We start from the raw sequence: 19,384 nt of genomic DNA, 5'->3' as shown, positions 1-19,384 counted from the left end.
ACTTTCTACCGGCTGTTAATCCACCTGATAGCCCTTTCCATATATGGTTCTGATGATTTCCGGTTGTGCCGGATTATCCTCGATCTTCTGCCGAAGTCTTAATACATGTACCATAACCGTATTTGATGAGGACGGAAGATATTTTTCCTGCCAGATGTTCTCATATAATTCATCCAGATTCCAGGATCTTCCACGATTCTTCACAAGGAAAAACAGCAATGCAAATTCTTTATCCGTCAGATGGATAACTTCATTGTCTTTCGTCACAACACGTTTATACGGATCGATCGATATTGCTCCGACTCGGAGAATACCGTCATTGTTATCCTCTCTTCCTTTATATATATTATACCGACGGATAAGTGCTTTCACCTTTCGAACCAGTTCACTCTGTTCAAATGGCTTGCTTAAGAAATCATCTCCACCTGTATCATATGCCTCATTCTTATCCGGCTCCTGCGTCTTGGCTGTTAAAAACAGCACAGGAACAGATGAAAATTCTCGAATGGCAGAGCAACTCTCAGTTCCTGACATTTCAGGCATCATAATATCCATAATGATCAGATCGATATCGGAATTCTCTCTCACCAGATCAATCGCCTGTTTTCCGTTTTCGGCTTCCAGGATCTGATATCCCTGTCTCTTCAGATAGATTCCAACCAGCTTTCTTATATCCTTTTCATCATCAACGATCAGTATCTTCTCTGCATTTTCAGGCTGCATAGCACCTTTTATCTTTTCATCTATTCTTTTGTCATTGTCTAAAATCATAACCATATCCTCTCTTTTTCCAATATGTCCTGATTTTAATTTTCAATAACCATCCACACATTATAGCATTTGCATCTATAATTCAAGTATGCGTCAGGTGTTGTTAAGATTTGTTAAGTCAGGTTATATCAAAAAATTACATCCATTTTGTATCCAAATTTTTAAGATTCTTAAGTTTTTTGTTTAAGCTATCTAAAAAATCCATTCAAAGACGATTCCGTAAAGCTCCCTCAGATAATAAGTTGGCAGTAACCACCACGCTGTTTTCCCGCACACCGCCGATGGTGTTATACCTGTATGTTCTGCAATAACAGATGCCCGGTATTCATGAAATTCATTTGTTACAATAATGACCCGGAAATCCAGATGTTCCTCTTCCATGATCTTCTTTGAGTACAGAAGATTCTCTCTGGTCGAAGTTGACCGTTCTTCCTTATATAAACGTTCTTTTGCAATTCCCTTTTCTGTCAGATACCGGTACATGCACTCCGCTTCACTGATATTCTCACCTTTTCCCTGTCCTCCGGACAGAATACCCACAACCTCTTCATGTGTATTCAGATAATCATACGCTGCATCTAAGCGTTCCGTCAACATCAGGCTTGGTCGGTCGCCATTTACACCACAGCCAAGCACGATCATGACAGTTTCATCCTTCGGTGCTGTCTTCGATGCCCGTACCATGCATATCGTTCCTGCTGCCGCAAATCCAACTGCAACTAATACAATCAGCAAAACGATCCCGCATATTACTTTTCCGGTAGTCCGGGTCAGCCATTTTTTCACCCGGCAATTCACCCTGTGGAACCATGCCGCATATAAGATCAGGCAGATACCAAGAACAACTCCCGTAAGATTTCCTATGTTTTTAATCCCCTTCGTAACAAATGGATACAGAAATATGAATACTCCTGCAAATCCTGCTATGAATAATACTATTCTAAGCCACAATTTCTTCAATTTTCCCTACATACCTCCCGTCTTTTTACATAATTCTCCTTTTTCCAGAGTTTACTCCATGTTTATAGCATCCAAATGCATCAAAATGCCATCATCTCTATTGCAGAGGCGTTAAGATTTGTTTAAAGGCAGTCCCTCCGACTGGCAATTGGTATGGTTATCATGACTTGTTCCGTTTTCTGTTCGATGCACATGGCTGATTCGCTCATGCTCCTGCGCAAACTCGTCCTACGGACTCAGACATGCGCCCGCATTCGCTGCCAATGTGCATCTCACGACGAAATACTCACAATGTCATGGATAACCATACCAATTGCCAGTCAGAGGGGATACCAGATAATAATTTGCCTCACAACATCATGAATATCCATACCGCTAGGAACCAGAGGGGAATATAAAAATAACCGCTATGGTAAGACAGCGTCTAGGGATTGACCCTAGGGATTGTCTCGCCACAGCGGTTGTTTGTGCGATTCATATATATAAGGATTGTTGTTTTGTTTATGTTAAGATTTCTTTAGTGGTTCAGACATTCTTTGATGGATGCTTCAAAAATATCAAGACCGGCTGCAAGCTGCTCATCTGTCATGACAAGCGGTGCAAGGAAACGGATTACATTGTTGTAAGTTCCTGCGCCTTCTACTAACAGACCTTTCTTCGCACAAGTCTGGATCAGGTCAGATGTAAATGCTGCATCCGGTTCTTTTGTTTCCTGATCTTTTACGAATTCGATACCGATCATACCGCCAAGTCCTCTGACATCACCGATAACCGGATATTTCTTCTGCATTTCCAGATAACGCTCTGTCACTTTTTTACCGATCTCACAGGAACGCTCTGCCAGATGATCTCTCTCCATAATCTCGATCGTCTTTAAGGATGCGGCACATGCCAGTGGATTTCCACAATAGGTTCCACCGATCGTTCCTGCCGGAACTGCATCCATAACCTCAGTTCTTGCAATAATTGCCGACAATGGAACACCTGCTGCAATGGATTTTGCTGTTGCGATGATATCAGGCTCTACACCTGCCTCCTGCCAGTAAACAGAAGCAAACATACGACCGGTTCTGCAGAAACCGCTCTGTACCTCATCTGCGATCAGCAGGATACCATTTTCATCACAGATCTTACGAACTGCTTTTACCCATTCGATCGGAGCAGGAATGAAACCACCTTCGCCCTGAAGCGGCTCAACAACGATCGCTGCGATCGTGTCTGCTGCTGCACACTGTTCAAATACATCGTAGATAGATTTGATATAGTAATCAACTGCCTTATCCTCAGGCATTCCTTCCGGATTTCTATAATAATATGGGAACTGTGCACGGAACACGCCGGCTGCTAACGGTCCCATATCCTTTGCATATGCTTTCTTGGATGTCATTGCCATTGTAAAATGTGTTCTTCCATGGAATGCACCGGAGAATACGATGATATTCGGACGTTTTGTATATGCCTTTGCTACCTTAACGGCATTCTCGTCTGCTTCTGCTCCACTATTTGCAAAGAATGCTTTCTTGCTGTCGCCCTTTACAGGTGCAATGCCGGATAACTTCTCTGCAAGTGCTACATAGCCTTCATGTGTTACAACATTGAACATGCCGTGAAAATATTTATCTGCCTGTGCTTTTACTGCTTCAACGACTTCCGGCTGGGAAAATCCGATATTCAATACACCGACACCACCGATCCAATCCAAGAACTTGTTGCCATCGACATCCTCGATCATGGCGCCTTCACCTCGTTCTATAACAACCGGATATCCACAACGGATCGCATTTGGAACTGCCTGCGCTCTTCTGTCTATAATTGCCTGTGCCTTAGGACCGGGTAAAGTCTCTGTTATTATTTCCGGTAAATCTGTTCTTAACATATGTATCATCCTCCATCTTCTTATACGGACGGCCTTTATATCTGTGCCGTTCATTTATTTGCTCTTGTAAATTTTCTACAGTATGCCATTCATAAAAACCGATCACCATATCCCGCCAGCACAAAACTTCCGCCCCGCTTTGTGCTGTTAGCACAAGTATATGTTTGACAGACACATATTTTCTATGATATTGTTGGGTTATTGTAATAAGTAGCACAAATCAATGGTTTAATATATTAAGTAGCAGTCGGCAAACGCCTTATATAATTAAGCATATTTCGGGCAGACATACACAAACTGCCTCAAAGCAACAAGCTGCAACCGACTCAATACACACATATCACATTTGGGTCAAACTGACTTCTTATCCATAGACGAATAATAATTATCAAACGCTGCCAAGAAAGGAATCTTAAACATGGCAATATTATTAAGAGATTTATATAAAGAGACAAAAAGCACCTATGGACTGGATCTGATCGCAGGAGAAGAAGGGCTGGATAACCTCATGAACTGGGTCTATATATCAGAAGATCCCGGCACACTGGAATTCCTGCACGGCGGTGAACTGATCATTACGACCGGCGTCCTGTGTGGAAATGAATACTGGTTATATAACTTCATCAAAGGGCTGATCGAACATAAAACCTGCGGCCTTATTATCAATATTGGGGGGCACCTGAACCGTTCCGATATCTCCGACCGTATCCGTATGCTGTGCGACCGGAAGCATTACCCGCTCTTTCTTATGCCATGGGAGACACGGATCTTCGATATTACGCACGATTATTACAATCGGATATTTGACGATACACAGACCAGTCAGGCTATCTCAACTGCACTTTCGCGCGTGATCCTTCACCCAAATGACAAAGCCCTGATGGAGATCAGCCTGCCTGTCTTATATGAACATGGTTTTCAGGGAGATGCACAATACCATCTCGTATATATATCAGATCTGAGAGCTACAGCATCCGTGGAACCATCCATTGCACTGACAAATACCTCTATCCCACACTCCGATCGTTTCTCCACCCCACCCGCTTATGCCAACACCGCCGGAAGTTTTCTTCAGAATCTGTTGACACGTCTGGTCAGAATCTATAATCTGCCATATACATTTGTCAACGGCACCAACTATACTCTGCTGATCTGCCCCGCGCGGTCAAATGAACGGCTCGAACAGGAGCTTAGCCGGCTTCTGTATCATATGGGAGAATCTGCCGGAACAACTTCCATGTATATCGGAATCAGTGCGCCAACCAAAGACCTGACCGGATTAAGTCAGGCATTTTTACAGGGACAGTGCGCCGCCCTGATGGCACAAAAAAAGAACAGTAGCCTGTTCTTCTTCGATGATATGGGATTCTATAAGCTTCTTTTATCTGTAAGTGATATGGATGTTCTTAGAGAATATGTAAACGATACTCTGGGATCCATCATTACATACGATGAGCAGCACCATACGAATTATCTGGAAACGCTCTATCAGTATCTGCTCTGTGATGGCAGTATACAAAAAATCGCCGGTGCCCTGTTCTGTCACAGGAACACCGTCAATTATCGTGTTCGTATATTAAGAGAGGACTTACATCTTGCCTTAGATGATCCGTCCACTCGTTTTGAACTGATGACCGCATTTCAGGTACGCAGTTATCTGGATTTGTTTTCCTGAACCTGCTACAGCACATTTTAATATCATGTACAGCATATATCCAGTCATTAATTGGCCTGTTATTTTCTGCGTCTGACCGCCAGTAATTCTTTCCATGCCGGCGGATAGAACAACAAGAGCAATGGGAACAGCTCCAGTCTTCCGGCAAGCATATCGAACATCAACACATATTTGGAAAATGTACCATATACATTAAAATTCTTCGTTGGTCCTACCAGCTCCAGTCCCGGTCCGATGTTATTGATCGTTGCCGCAACCGCAGTAAAGTTTGATGTCATATCTTTTCCCTCAAAGGAGATCAGCAGTACGGATGTTGTAAACAGGATGATAAATGTTATAAAATATACATTTACCGCACGTACCACTTCATGCTCTATCGGCTTGCCGTCCATTTTGATCTTCTTGATACTCTTTGGATGCAGATAGGAATTCAACTCTTTTATCACACTTTTTACCACGATGATAAATCGGGATACCTTGATACCACCACCGGTACTGCCTGCACATGCACCAATGAACATCAGAATAACCAGTATCGTCCTACATGTCTGGTTCCACAGGTCAAAATCCACACTGGAGAATCCGGTTGTTGTTATGATCGAAGCGACCTGGAACGATGCATGACGGAGTACTGTCCAGAATCCATCCATTGTATGAATCAGATTCAATACAAGAACTACGATCGCTGCCACAATAATGAGGAAATAGGTTCGCACCTCCTCCATCTTCAATGCCTTTTTGATATTGCCAAATAAAACCAGATAGTATGCATTAAAATTCACGCCGAATAAGATCATAAAGATCGTTACCACCCACTGCAGATATGGCGAAAAGCTGGCAAAGCTATCATTCTTTGTTCCGAATCCACCTGTACCCGCTGTTCCGAATCCGGTACAGAATGCATGGAATACCGGCATTTTCCCGGCTATTAACAAGATGATCTCTATAGCCGTTAATACAATGTAGATAACATATAATATTCGCGCCGTATACTTGATCTTCGGTACAAGCTTACCAACAGAAGGTCCCGGGCTCTCTGCTTTCATCAGATTGATATTTGATCCGCCACTAAGCGGCAATACCGCAAGCAGAAACACCAGCACACCCATGCCACCGATCCAGTGTGTAAAGCTTCGCCAGAACAACGTCGTCCGTGATAGTACTTCCACATCGTTTAAGATACTGGCTCCTGTGGTTGTAAAACCGGAGATCGTCTCAAATAACGCATCTGTGAAAGATGGGATATCTCCTGATATGCACATTGGAAGTGCACCAAATATACTCAGTGCTATCCAACTCAATGCTGTAGCGATACAACCCTCTTTCAGATAGAATACATTTACTTTAGGTTTATGTTTTACAATGATGGCTCCAAGCAGCATACAGATAACTGCCATCACCAGATAATCAATTCCTTCACTTTCCTGATAAATCAACGAAACCAGACATGGCAGAAGAAGCATAACCCCCTCCAGCATGACCACATGTCCGACTACGTATAAAATCATTGACCGATTCATAGCTTCCTATTTTCCCTTTTACAAAAATACTCGTTACTTATACCAGAATATCCCTGATATCATTAAATCCTGTATGGGTCGTTACTACCATAGCGGTATCCCCGACTTCGATCGTATCATGACCGGATGGTGTAATGATCGTACCGTTTCGATTGATAAACGCGATCAGCACATCCTTCTTTAACTTCAGATCCATCAGTGGCTTACCCGTTACCTCGGATACTTCATCCACACGGAACTCGATCGCCTCTACCCGGAAATCAAACATATGATATAACGTCTGCACACTGCTGTTCATGGAACGTGTATTTGATTTTGCACGAACATAAGCAGTAATAGTCTCCGCTGTAATAAAACTCGGATAAAATACACTTCCGAGGTTCAGATTATTAATTATTTCCTTGAAATTACTACGATTGATCTTCGTGATGGTCTTTGCATCCGAAACATGTCTGGCATGCAGTGTCAGGAGGATATTTTCCTCGTCAATCCCGGTTAAAGCAACAAAGGATTCTGCATTGCTTAAGCCTTCTTCCTTTAATACGTCCTGATCGGTTCCGTCTGCATTGATAATAACTGCTTTTGGAAGCAGAATACTGAGTCGCTCACAACGATCCTTCTCTTTCTCAATGATCTTTACATTGATTCCCATATTGATCAACTGACTTGCAAGATAATATGCAACGTCACCACCGCCGACGATCATCGCATCACTGACACGATTTGTCTTGAATCCGATAAAATCAAGAAATGCACGGCTCATCGGACGGGATCCTACAAACGAAAGAACATCTCCTGCATGCAGTTTAAAATGACCGGATGGAATATAGACTTCTCCATCTCTTTCAACCGCACAAATCAGAATATTGATATTCTTCGCTCGATCCATAAGCTGCTGACCAAGATGTGCCACAGACAGTCCGTCTAACATATTATGCTCCGGAATCTTGATCTTCGTCATCTCTGCCTGACCATGTGCAAAGGAATTGATCTCCAGAGCTGTCGGCATATAAAGTACACGCGCAACCTCCGTTGCTGTTTCAAGCTCCGGATTGATGACCATGGTAAGTCCCAGACTCTTTTTCAGATATTTTATCTCCTTGCTGTAGTCCGGATTTCTGACACGCGCTACCGTTGCGCAGTCACGTCCCTGTTTTGCGATCGTACAGCAAAGCAGGTTCAGCTCGTCAGAATTTGTTACCGCGATCACAAGATCGGCATTCTCCACACCGGCTTCCATCAGCACGCTGTAGCTTGCACCATTTCCGCAGATTCCCATAACGTCATACTGATTGACGTTCATCTCAACCTTATCCGCATTTTTATCAATGACTGTTATATCATGCCCTTCCTTGCATAACTGTCTGGTCAGTGCCGTTCCGACCTTACCGCATCCTATGATCAATATATTAAGACCCGTTTTCTTCGCGCCTCGTTGCTTAAACATCACTTACCTCCACCGACTTCGGCTATATATTATACATACTTTTTGTGCATAAAACGCTCACTTTATTATAGCGTCAATCTTGATTGTAACATCTTTTTTCTATATGTACAGTGATATTTGAAAATTTTATCTAAAGTTTAGTTTGATTCTGTGCTATACTCCTGTCTGGAGGATTTGATATGTTATTTTCTTTATTTATTAATTTTTTCAAAATCGGATTATTTACATTTGGAGGCGGTTATGCGATGATCGCACAGATCCGGGAAGAAGTAGTTGCAAAACGAAACTGGCTCACGGAAGACGAACTGATCGAAGTGATTGCGATCGCTGAATCAACACCCGGGCCGTTGGCGATCAACCTCGCTACTTTTGTTGGTTATAAACAAAGAGGCTTCCGCGGAAGTCTGGCAGCCACCCTCGGTGTCTGTATCCCATCCGTTATTATTATATTTGTCATTTCTCTGTTTTTTGATGCTTTCATTGCAAATAAATATGTAGCATATGCCTTCGTTGGCATTAAATGTGCCGTTGCTTTTCTGATCCTTACAACCGGAATCAGCATGATGAAAACACTCGACCGAAAAAAAATACCGGTTCTTGTATTTGTAGTTACTTTTATAATCATGGTGATCGGAGAACTGCTTTCCAAATCCGTTAATGCAATTCTTCTGATCCTCGCAGGCGGCATCATCGGAATTTTCTGTACCTCTTTTAAAAGGATCCGAAAGGAGGATGCAGATAAATGATATATCTGACATTGTTTATTGAATTCTTTAAAGTAGGACTGTTCAGCTTCGGAGGCGGCTTCGGCATGATACCGCTGATCCAGGATGCTGTCATCCGCCATAACTGGATGAGTGAAGATGCCTTTTACAATTTTATCGGTGTCTGTGAATCTACACCGGGTCCGATCGCAGTCAACATGGCGACCTATGTCGGATCGACGCAGGCAGGACTTCCGGGCGGTATCGTCGCTACTCTCGGTGTCATCACGCCGTCCTTTTTCATTATATTATTAATTGCCGCAGTTATAAAAAATCTGACGAAAAATACCTACGTGCAGGGCTTTCTGTATGGCATCAAACCGGTTATCCTGGCCCTGATCCTTGCAACCGGAATCAACATGCTGTTAAAGTCTACCGGGTATGTCAGCTTATCCGAATATGATGTGAATATCCCTGCTATCATTATTCTGTGCCTGCTTGCAGGAATCTATTTCTTCATCCGGCGCAAATGGAAGCAGAAGCTGTCAGCGATCTCTCTGATCCTGCTTTCCGCGGTTCTGGGAATCGTGGTATCCGTGATTGCCGAACACATCAGATAAAAAGTCACCTGATACAATGCAAAGTATCAGGTGACTTCATATTTTTCATTGGCAGTCATAATTATCCTTTTATATCAGATTGCTCTGCCTTTTATTTTCGATAGGATGGAGCAAGTGCGTATGCCGGAACATACTCCTCTGCTGCCAAACTGTTCATGGCAAATGCCCGTACCAGAAACGTACCGATGGTTTTTGATGCATTCCGAATATAGCGTGCATCCGTTTCATTATCTCCGGCCTCCGTCATATACAGTGCATGTTTTTTCTTCAGATACTCGACCGCTTCCTCCACGGAATGAACCATTTCCCCGATCCGGCTCGTTTCTTCCTGTTCTACATGTCCATGTCCAAATAAAAACTTCTGAAATCCACTTTCATATGCAACATGTTCAGAAAATCCGCCTTCAAAAATGGAGTTATGCGCATATGTGAAGAAATCCTCCACATAATGAAGTACATATCCGAGTTTCAGGAAAGAATATCTGCTGTTCTTCCCCTTTTCTTCCAGCTTCTGTATCCGGTTCACTGTATTATCAAATGAACTTTTCCAGGTATGCTTCTTAATATAGGTATGAACCAATATATCCGGCAGAATACTGCCTAACAATAACCACTTCCTTTTGTTCTGTGGAACCTGTTCTATGATTTCTCTGGTTACAAATAAATGACTTCTTTTTTTCATATCAGTCTCCTTCCCACTTTTAACTCGGCACAACTTTTCCGTTGTTCCTATCTATATTTTACCGCAGGAAGTATGAAATACAAGCCATTTCACAGAATTTTCTTGAAATTAGAAAAATTTTCTAACAATTTTTACACTAACCAAGACATCTTACACAGAGGTAACATACCTGACTATCATCCGTATAGTCTTCCGCAGCCAGGATCTCCATCATTGTATCCTTATACTCTTCGCCATATTTTCTCCTGTATATGATGCTGTATGACTTTCCGGTGCCATTGATATTCTTTTTTAGATTTTGAAGTGCAGTCTTCTGCAAAAATGCCTGTCTGTCATCCGGATGCAATTCATCTGAATTTGCAAATGTCTCAAACCAGTCTGAAAGCTTTGCCGAAAACACACTGTTCTTTAAGCTTTCTCTGTCAATACTTACAATCTGATATGAATTCTGTATAAGATTAATGATAAGTACTTTAGTATATAGCTTTGTAAGTGCATTATGTGCCGCCTGCAATTTTCTCTGGTCTTCTCCCTTTTTACTGTAGTATTCTGCCTTACAGACATACATTCTCTCATCCGCCTGCTCTGCAAGTTCCTCAAAATTCTCCCACTGCCTTTCGCAGCAATTATGAAATACACGATCATAATCACCATTATGATAACATCTGTCTTTATATTCGAAAGTAAATTGCAGGTAACCACAACGATATAGTCATCTGTCCGGTCGAAAGCGCACCGGCTCACAATACCATCTATGTTCCTGTAGCATATTGCAGGGACATCTGCCTGTTCAGTAACCTTATCACGGGATATACCGACATCATTCAGCGTTTTACCAACCATTGCTGCTTTTGTACTTCCAAGGATTTTGCCATCTCCACTATCCGCAACAAATATATTGATGCCTGTATACATCGGCATATTGGAAATAACTACCGATATCTGATTCTGATTCTGATTCATCTCATCAATCAGGCGCTTCGGTTCTATTCCTACCTGGATCATCTTTGTTCCGGAATTATTCCAGGTTATTGCATACATCATGCTTCGCCCCTCAGATGTATTTGGCGTAACATCCTGGCACATTGTCAGATCTTTATCATATATAAAACCGCTGTCTTGCATATGGGTTAATCTGTCTGTATTCATTATACCTTATTGTATGTGTTTCATACAGTTTTCTTTTTATCCGATTGTCTTTCATTAATACATATCATTATAAAAGTCTTCCATACCTTCCGGCATCTCGGTTTCATAAAAACCTCGTCCATTTCTGGTTCCCATTCGGATTGTCATACCAAGATCCTCATAGACACTGGTGCACTCATAGTCAATCGGCTCTGTCGTTCTGACAAGCTTCTCCAGCTCTTCTGCAGCCGCCATATATTCGTCACCATCAAAGCCACCGATCGCCGGTCCTGACGCCCCATAATATAAAGTCAGATAGATCACCTTACCATCCTTATCTTCTGCCGCGATCGTATAGTCCAGTAACTCCTCATTATTCTCGGTTGTCTCCTTATCGCCAAATAATGTAACGATCTGACCAATGAACAGGCCATGATATTCTGCAAGTGCTTCGTCCTCATACACATTTAACAACAAATAACTGCCTGCCAGGTCCACATCATCATTTACTCTATAAAATGTATAATTTTCGCACGAATATCTCGTTTCCTCTGTCCCATCTGTCTTTTCTGTTGTGCTGTCTTTTTTCTGTGTATTCATATGATCTGAACTTTCCCCCGCTTCTTTTTCTGATGCTGCTTCTGTCTTCTCCGCTGTCGCATCTACTTCTATTGTCCGGTAATTCTCAGTTGTTCCATCCATACTGTATTCGGATGTAGCTACCCATTCTCCATAATCTGTCGTGATACCTTCATCGGCACACCCTGTCATCATAAGCACTCCAACTGCCCCTAATAATAAAATCGTCTTTTTCATATCCGGTGTCTCCCCATATATTTATTTTACCCCTGTAAACCTGTCAGATCTAATTTATATATCGTTCGCTCTAACTTCATCCGATCCAGGAACATTTTTTGCAACTTTTCCAACCTTATTATGCCTTATTTTTGCAACTTTTCCAACCTTATTATGCTCCATTTTTGCAACTTTTCCAACTTTTTGCTGTACGACAAAAGGACGGCCGTTTTCACGACCGTCCTCTTATGTCTGTCAATTTTATTTATAATCATTCTCTAGCCCGTCTGCATCAAAGTAATTGATCTTCATAGCAGAACGTACATCATGAAGAGTTGCTGCTGCTTTCTTCTGTGCAGCCTCGCTTCCTGCCTTTAAGATGTCAAGAACATCCGGAATACGGCTCTCCCACATCTTACGACGTTCACGGATCGGTGTAAGCTCTGCCTGTAATACATTGTTCAGGAACTTCTTCACCTTAACATCACCAAGACCACCACGGCTGTAATGCTCCTTCAGTTCATCCAGATTCTTATAATCCGGCAGGAACTGTTCAAAATGCTCCGGACGACAGAATGCATCCAGATATGTAAATACGGAATTTCCCTCGATCTGTCCCGGATCCTCCACACGGATATGATTTGGATCTGTATACATGGACATAACCTTCTTCTTTACTTCATCTGCTTCATCGGAAAGATAGATGCAGTTGCCAAGAGATTTGCTCATCTTTGCTTTTCCATCAATACCCGGAAGTCTGAGACACGCTTTGTTAGACGGTAATACGATCTCAGGATCTGTCAGAGTTTCGCCATATACGGAATTGAATTTGTGAACGATCTCCTTGCACTGTTCCAGCATAGGAAGCTGATCTTCACCAACCGGCACTTCTGTTGCACGGAAAGCCGTGATATCTGCTGCCTGACTGATCGGATAGCAGAAGAATCCAACCGGAATACTTGCTTCAAAATTACGCATCTTGATCTCGGATTTTACAGTAGGATTTCTCTGTACACGAGATACTGTAACGAGATTCATATAATAGAAAGATAATTCTGTCAGTTCCGGAACCATGGACTGAATGAAGATCGTTGATTTCTCAGGATCGATCCCACATGCCAGATAATCAAGTGCAACCTGGATAATGTTCTGTCTTACCTTCTCCGGATGCTCGGCATTATCTGTAAGTGCCTGTGCATCTGCAATCATTATATATATCTCGTCATAGTTTCCTGAATTCTGAAGCTTTACACGCTCAGAAAGGGAACCAACATAATGTCCAACGTGAAGTCGTCCTGTAGGGCGGTCACCGGTTAAAATAATTCTACTCATCTTAAAAAGTCTCCTTCATTTCTTCGTTCGATAATCCTGCCCCCAATTATACCGCGAGATACTGTCATCGTCAAGGAAACCCTACTGTTCACTGATGATCTTTCTGCCACTGAAATAGGTGATCAGGAAATATCCGCCATAGATCACAACCAGAACAACAACGGTCATAAGCATGGCTGCTCCCATGTCATCGGTTCCCATCAGTGAAAGGATCTGTCTGCTGAATTTCAATCCAAATATTGAATGAATGACTGCAAGTGCAAGCGGAAACAGGAAGAACAGACCCATCTGTGCAAATAACGCATGATTGATCATCTTCTGATCCACACCCAACTTTCGAAGCATCTTATATCGTTCCACATTATCGGTGCTTTCTGACAATTCCTTTAATGCAAGGATCGCTGCACCGGAGATCAGGAAGATCATTCCAATATATAAGCCGATAAAGGATGCGATCGCGCCAAGTCCGATACTGGCAGCTTTTACATTTTCTTTCGTATTCAGACTCAGCCTGACATCCGGGTCATCATCCAGATTGATATGTTCATTTCTCGCCATGATCTTATCCGTATCGGTCGTATTATAGATTGCAAGCAAGCTTTCAGAGATTGGAGTTACTCCTGTAAGCACCCCATCCGGCACAATAATGATACCAGTATTAATCGCCTGCGTAGAGATCTGGACATCACCAGCCTGACATTTGCTCATTCCCGGCTTCAGTTCATAACCATTTACCTGAATCATCGTACCAGCCTGCAATGACATATCTCTGTATTTCACCATCTGCTTGTAATTTGCCACAACTCCGTATTCATCATCTTTGATCGACACAGTTTCAAAACCACACAGCTTTGCCACACGATTATAATCGGACACTGTCATGACATTTTCCATAACATCCATCATACCATACACCGGCTGGTCACCAAGGAACTCACCCTTCGCCTGCTCACTGAACGTATCCCCGTATGTGAAATCCGGCAATGAGTATATATACACATCTTCATAGGCTGAAAACATAGACCGCAAATCAATTCCATGTTCCTTATATATATCGCAAATATCGCGTTTATCCCATGTCGGATCATAATAAGCATCCTCATCCGCACCCTTACCGGCTTCAACATCATAATCGGAGCTTCTTACCTGTCTGGTAATATTTACATCAACGGTAGCATACCTTCTTAACCCCTCATTCAAACCATTTCGGATCGTAAGCGCCGAAGTCAGCACGCAGATCGTAACAAATAACATAATACAAATGATCGAGATTGACAGTACATTTGTATTTACACGACTGCTCATCTGACGGATGACAAATGAATTCAGCCCTTTATAATAAACACGTTTCATGGAAGAAACTAACCGGAACAACATACCGGAAATCGACCAGAAAAACAAAAATGTGCAGACACATCCAAGCCCGATACAGAAATAGATATCTTTCATATAGAGCTCTGTTGTATTTGAATTGATCTGGTAATATGCATATCCAAGTCCTGCTACGGAAAGGAGAAATACGAATACCGATATCCACGGATTTTTCATCTTAACAGTCTCTGATCTTCTGCCACTCTGGAACAGGTCGATCAATTTGCAGCGTCCGATCGCGATCGTATTAAACAGAATCACAACCACATAGATGATAGCAAAATAGAAACAGGTCTTTACAAATGCGGAACTTGAAAATACAAAATTATAAGAAGACATATCCGCTTCAAACATATTTGCAACTAACAGACTGGTAAGCTGGGAAATTCCGACACCGGAAAGAAGCCCAACACCAAGTGAAACCAGACCGATGATCAGTGTCTCGATAAACAGCATCTTTGATACCTTCCATTTGCCCATTCCAAGCAGCAGATACAATCCAAATTCTTTGTTACGCCGTTTCATCAGGAATCGGCTGGCATATATTATCAGGAAACCAAGCACAAATGCAATGAATACGCTGACACCGGAAATGATATTTGCCATCAGCTCTACAATTTCTCTGGTATCTTTGGAGATCCTCATCATCGCCGTCTGTGTCTCGATCGCATTAAAAATATAGAAGATTGCTACGCCAAGAACTAAAGTGAAGAAATAGATTGCATAGTCCTTCAGGCTTTTCTTCATATTACTAAGGGATAACTTAAATAGCGTCATTTAAGTCACCTCCAAGCAAAGTTACGACATCTATGATCTTGTTGAAGAATTCTTTTCGGCTGTCTGCTCCACGGCGAAGTTCATGGAATACTTTACCGTCCTTGATGAACAGGATGCGACCGGCATAACTTGCGGTAAAGGAATCATGTGTTACCATCAGAATCGTAGCTGACAGTTCTTCATTCAGATGTTTCAGACTTTCAAGCAACAGCTTTGCGGATTTGGAATCCAGTGCTCCGGTCGGTTCATCGGCAAGGATCAGCTTCGGGTTCGTAATGATCGCTCTCGCAGATGCCACTCTCTGTTTCTGACCACCGGACATCTGATATGGATATTTATTCAGGACTTCTTCGATCGCAAGCTCCTTTGCGATCTTCTTTATCTTTTCATCAATCTTCTTTGCAGGAGTGTTCTGTATCGATAACGCCAGTGCAATGTTCTCATATGCTGTCAGTGTATCTAACAGATTGAAATCCTGAAAGATAAATCCCAGTTCTTCCCGGCGGAAGCGGTTCAACTGGTTGCCGCGAAGCTTTGTGATATCATCTCTTCCTACATAGATATGACCGCTGCTGACACGGTCTATGGTGGAAATGCAGTTAAGCAGTGTCGTCTTTCCACTTCCGGATGCTCCCATGATCGCAACGTACTCACCTTTTTCTACACTAAATGAAATGTTATCAATGGCTTTTGTAATGTTAGATTTGTTGCCGTAATACTTTTCGATATTCTCAATCTTTAAAATTGTTTCCACTTTTATCTCTCCTTGCTATCCGGTGTGTGACTAAATCGTTCAGGTAACACTTACATGTTTTTTGTGACCATTGTTCCACCAGTGAGCATCCCGTAAAATCACGTTTGCCTTTCCTCATGTTCTGCCATCCTATCTGCACATGTCTCTGTCGCAATAAAACCATTGCTCCGACGACATGGCACAGGATAGCAGAACACTCAGTCGGCTGCTCTATGGATTTTAGGTATTGCTCACTGTCAGAACAACAGCCCCATAAAAACATCCACGAAATACTAAAACGATTTACCCACACACCATTTTCTATTAATAACTGAGTTAAGAGCTGTTGATCCTGTCAACACCACATCTCCTGTTTACAAGTGTGAGTATATCGTTTTCAAGGGAGAGGGTCGTTTTTCTTATGTTACAGAAGGTTACAGTTTTGTAAGGTTAAGATATTGGGCATTCTTTATCTGTCTGTCAGATAAGGGGCACATGGTAAAGTATAGTTTTATTCATCCACCAGATAATAGTCGTTTCCGCCAAAGGTTACAGCGACGTCTGTTCCGATATTTTCTTTGGAAGTGATGGTAAGATGGTGTCCTAGCTGGTCGCACAGACCTTTTACGATATATAAGCCCATACCTGTTGACTTGGCAAAACGACGTCCGTTCTCACCGGTGAACGATTTTTCGCAAACGCGAGGAAGGTCTGCTTCGGAAATTCCGATTCCATTATCTCTGATATGGAGTGTGATATCGTCGCCTGCTTTTGTCGTCCAGATCCGGATCTGCCGATCCTCATCCGGCTTTATATATTTGATGCTGTTGCTCATGATCTGGTTTATCATGAATTCCAGCCATTTGGCATCTGTCGTAACGCTGACATCAACGTCATGCACATCCAGACAAATGTCACTCTCCAGCAACATATCTTTATTCTTCAACGCCACTTTATTCACAACCGACTTGATTCGCACTGAATCAAACCGATAATCTTTGCTCGCATGCTCTGCCCGGACATAATACAGCACCTGATCGGCATATGCATCCAGACGGTTCACCTGATCTTCGTATTTCTTCGGTATCTTATCCTGATTATTGTGGCACATCAATACCAGACTTGCGATCGGCAGTTTGATCTCATGCACCCATATCTCGATAAAATCCTTGAAATCATCCACACTCTGCCGGTACTCCTTCACATGCTCTGTCATGGATTTGTTGATCTCATATAACGCCTCATAGACCAGCTTTCCCTCATAGAAACCCGGCTCCTCTAACGTATCCATGACCAGATATTTCTGATCCAACCGCTCCATATGTGCATAAAGGGAATTATAGAAATGTCTGCGTTTTATATAGTCTGTTAATATGACAGTTACCAGAAGCAAAACTGTCAGCACAAGAAAGATCACCGTCAACTCCCCTGGTGTCCGCATCGCACGAAAAGCAATTAACATAATCGCTATAAATAACAGATAACCGATCAGAATACCCGCTTTATCTTTTATATATTCCCAAATTCTCATATCAGACGATACCCCTGTTTCTTTCTTGTCTCGATCGCATCCGGCAGTCCAAGCTCCGCAAGCTTTGTCCGAAGCCTGCTGATATTAACCGTAAGTGCATTATCATTTACATATTCTTCATTATCCCAGAGATCTGTCATGATCTCATCTCTGGATACGATCTTGTCCTTACTGCTTAACAACCGTTGGAAAATGATCATCTCATTCTTCGTCAGAACCTGTTCTTTCTCACCAAGCCGGATTGTCCCTTTGCTGAAATTCACCTCTGCTCCACGATAGGATGCTGCATTCTGGCTTCCCTCCATCCGTTTCAGCACTGCTGCGATCCGCAGCAACAGGATCGTCGGATTATACGGCTTCGTGATATAATCATCTGCCCCATAGCTCATCGACAGAACCTCGTCCATCTCTGATGTACGACTAGTTACCATGATAACCGGGATATCCGATTCCTTCCGGATCTCCTTTAACAGATTTCTGCCATTTATGCCCGGAATATTAATATCCATCAAAATAAGATCTGCACCTGCTGCCAGAATCTCTTCTTTTGAATGTTCAAAATCAGTCAGATAGGATGCTGCATAGCCTTCGTTCTCCAAAATCTCAACAAGCTCCATGCATATGCTCTTATCATCTTCCACAATAAAAATCTTTTTCATAACGCTCTCTACCGGCTCCTTTTATCGCCTATATTTACCCAACAGGCAGCCACACTACCCAGTTGCCTGTCGGCATCATTATAGCATACCCCAAAAACTTTTCACCATATTTGTTTCAGGGCTTTCTGCCACCACTTCTATGCGCTATCTTTCTTTACGAGGGATAATCTCTATTAAACATATAAAATTCTCCCGACTACTGTAATTGAAAGACTCACTCCGTTTTCTATTCAGCTCGCGCACTGATTTGTCAGCAGTCGCCCTAACTCACCCTGACGGGTTCAAACAAGGGCTTGATGCTGACAGTTAGCGCAAGCAGAATTACGAAAACTCCGTGAATGTCTTATCAATACAGTAGTCGGGAAATTTTATATTGCATAACAAAGTATAAGCCCATCGTAAAGAAAGATAGCGAATATCATCTCGCAATAAAAAGCCCTGAAACAGATATGGTGAAAAAACATTCATGAAGGATTCGCGATAAAGTTTGTGCTAACTGTCAGCACCAAGCCCTTGTCTGAACCCGTCAGGGTGAGTTAGGGCTGCAACTCTTCCTTACGAGGAGATAAAAATGCAACGCAACAATCCAAGCTAAAAAAAGCCATTAGGCAAATAAGAAGAAAAATGTTCATAGTATTTTTGTAATGAAGCTTGCGCTAACTGTCAGCACCAAGCCCTTGTCTGAACCCGTCAGGGTGAGTTAGGGCGACTGCTGACAAATCAGTGCGCAAGCTGAATAAAAAATACATGAATTTTTCTCTTATTGCTCTAATGGCTTTTTATAGTTTGGATTGTTGCTAAAT

Annotated in this window: 17 protein-coding genes; 3 read left to right on the top strand and 14 right to left on the bottom strand. The window is 42.3% G+C overall.

What is annotated here, in order from left to right:
* Positions 1-15: 15 nt before the first annotated feature.
* From LK416_13085 to gabT, 3 genes are all read right to left on the bottom strand, one after another.
* Complete coding sequence (locus LK416_13085) at positions 16-771, bottom strand: response regulator transcription factor (GenBank protein ID UEA74572.1); 756 nt, start codon at positions 769-771, stop codon at positions 16-18.
* 192 nt (positions 772-963) lie between these two features.
* Positions 964-1,731 carry a YdcF family protein gene (locus tag LK416_13080; protein ID UEA74571.1) on the bottom strand — a complete coding sequence of 256 codons (768 nt, stop codon included), beginning with the start codon at positions 1,729-1,731 and terminating at the stop codon, positions 964-966.
* Between the two features lie 517 nt (positions 1,732-2,248).
* The gene (gene gabT, locus LK416_13075; protein UEA74570.1) at positions 2,249-3,607 is read right to left on the bottom strand and encodes a 4-aminobutyrate--2-oxoglutarate transaminase; all 1,359 of its coding nucleotides are present in this window, start codon (positions 3,605-3,607) and stop codon (positions 2,249-2,251) included.
* Positions 3,608-4,025: 418 nt separating this feature from the next.
* On the opposite strand from gabT, the gene LK416_13070 reads away from it, so the two are divergent.
* On the top strand, positions 4,026-5,282 hold the full coding sequence (locus tag LK416_13070; protein ID UEA74569.1) for a PucR family transcriptional regulator: 1,257 nt from the start codon (positions 4,026-4,028) through the stop codon (positions 5,280-5,282).
* 59 nt (positions 5,283-5,341) lie between these two features.
* Here LK416_13070 and LK416_13065 read toward each other — a convergent pair whose 3' ends face one another.
* Together LK416_13065 and trkA are read right to left on the bottom strand one after the other, a co-directional pair.
* Positions 5,342-6,802, bottom strand: coding sequence for a TrkH family potassium uptake protein (locus LK416_13065; GenBank protein UEA74568.1), 1,461 nt, complete (start codon positions 6,800-6,802; stop codon positions 5,342-5,344).
* A gap of 37 nt (positions 6,803-6,839) precedes the next feature.
* Positions 6,840-8,249, bottom strand: a complete 1,410-nt coding sequence (trkA, locus tag LK416_13060) for a Trk system potassium transporter TrkA (GenBank protein ID UEA74567.1) — start codon at positions 8,247-8,249, stop codon at positions 6,840-6,842.
* A 179-nt stretch (positions 8,250-8,428) separates the two neighbouring features.
* On the opposite strand from trkA, the gene LK416_13055 reads away from it, so the two are divergent.
* Together LK416_13055 and LK416_13050 are read left to right on the top strand one after the other, a co-directional pair.
* Complete coding sequence (locus tag LK416_13055; GenBank protein UEA74566.1) at positions 8,429-8,995, top strand: chromate transporter; 567 nt, start codon at positions 8,429-8,431, stop codon at positions 8,993-8,995.
* On the top strand, positions 8,992-9,573 hold the full coding sequence (locus LK416_13050; GenBank protein ID UEA74565.1) for a chromate transporter: 582 nt from the start codon (positions 8,992-8,994) through the stop codon (positions 9,571-9,573). Before LK416_13055 ends, LK416_13050 begins: the two co-directional genes overlap by 4 nt.
* A gap of 91 nt (positions 9,574-9,664) precedes the next feature.
* On the opposite strand, the gene LK416_13045 is transcribed toward LK416_13050, so the two are convergent.
* The 9 genes from LK416_13045 to LK416_13005 form a co-directional block, all read right to left on the bottom strand.
* Complete coding sequence (locus LK416_13045; GenBank protein ID UEA74564.1) at positions 9,665-10,255, bottom strand: zinc dependent phospholipase C family protein; 591 nt, start codon at positions 10,253-10,255, stop codon at positions 9,665-9,667.
* Between the two features lie 136 nt (positions 10,256-10,391).
* Entirely contained in the window at positions 10,392-10,655 is a 264-nt protein-coding gene (locus LK416_13040) for a PAS domain-containing protein (protein ID UEA74563.1), read from the bottom strand.
* 29 nt (positions 10,656-10,684) lie between these two features.
* Positions 10,685-11,299, bottom strand: a complete 615-nt coding sequence (locus tag LK416_13035) for a hypothetical protein (protein UEA74562.1) — start codon at positions 11,297-11,299, stop codon at positions 10,685-10,687.
* 159 nt (positions 11,300-11,458) lie between these two features.
* Positions 11,459-12,199: a hypothetical protein gene (locus LK416_13030; protein ID UEA74561.1), complete on the bottom strand. Its 741-nt coding sequence runs from the start codon at positions 12,197-12,199 to the stop codon at positions 11,459-11,461.
* Between the two features lie 240 nt (positions 12,200-12,439).
* On the bottom strand, positions 12,440-13,510 hold the full coding sequence (gene trpS / locus LK416_13025; protein UEA74560.1) for a tryptophan--tRNA ligase: 1,071 nt from the start codon (positions 13,508-13,510) through the stop codon (positions 12,440-12,442).
* Between the two features lie 81 nt (positions 13,511-13,591).
* Positions 13,592-15,658 (bottom strand): ABC transporter permease, encoded by a 2,067-nt coding sequence (locus tag LK416_13020; protein ID UEA74559.1) that lies wholly within the window; start codon positions 15,656-15,658, stop codon positions 13,592-13,594.
* Positions 15,645-16,412 (bottom strand): ABC transporter ATP-binding protein, encoded by a 768-nt coding sequence (locus LK416_13015; protein UEA74558.1) that lies wholly within the window; start codon positions 16,410-16,412, stop codon positions 15,645-15,647. The genes LK416_13020 and LK416_13015 overlap by 14 nt, the downstream gene beginning before the upstream one ends.
* Positions 16,413-16,902: 490 nt before the next feature.
* Positions 16,903-17,922, bottom strand: coding sequence for a sensor histidine kinase (locus tag LK416_13010; GenBank protein ID UEA74557.1), 1,020 nt, complete (start codon positions 17,920-17,922; stop codon positions 16,903-16,905).
* Entirely contained in the window at positions 17,919-18,581 is a 663-nt protein-coding gene (locus LK416_13005; protein ID UEA74556.1) for a response regulator transcription factor, read from the bottom strand. Before LK416_13005 ends, LK416_13010 begins: the two co-directional genes overlap by 4 nt.
* Between the last annotated feature and the right edge of the window lie 803 nt (positions 18,582-19,384).

It is taken from the genome of Lachnospiraceae bacterium GAM79 (assembly GCA_020735665.1).
GTDB lineage: Bacteria > Bacillota > Clostridia > Lachnospirales > Lachnospiraceae > Coprococcus.
Note: the sequence above shows the minus strand (reverse complement) of the source record. Positions and strands in the feature narration are given on the sequence as shown.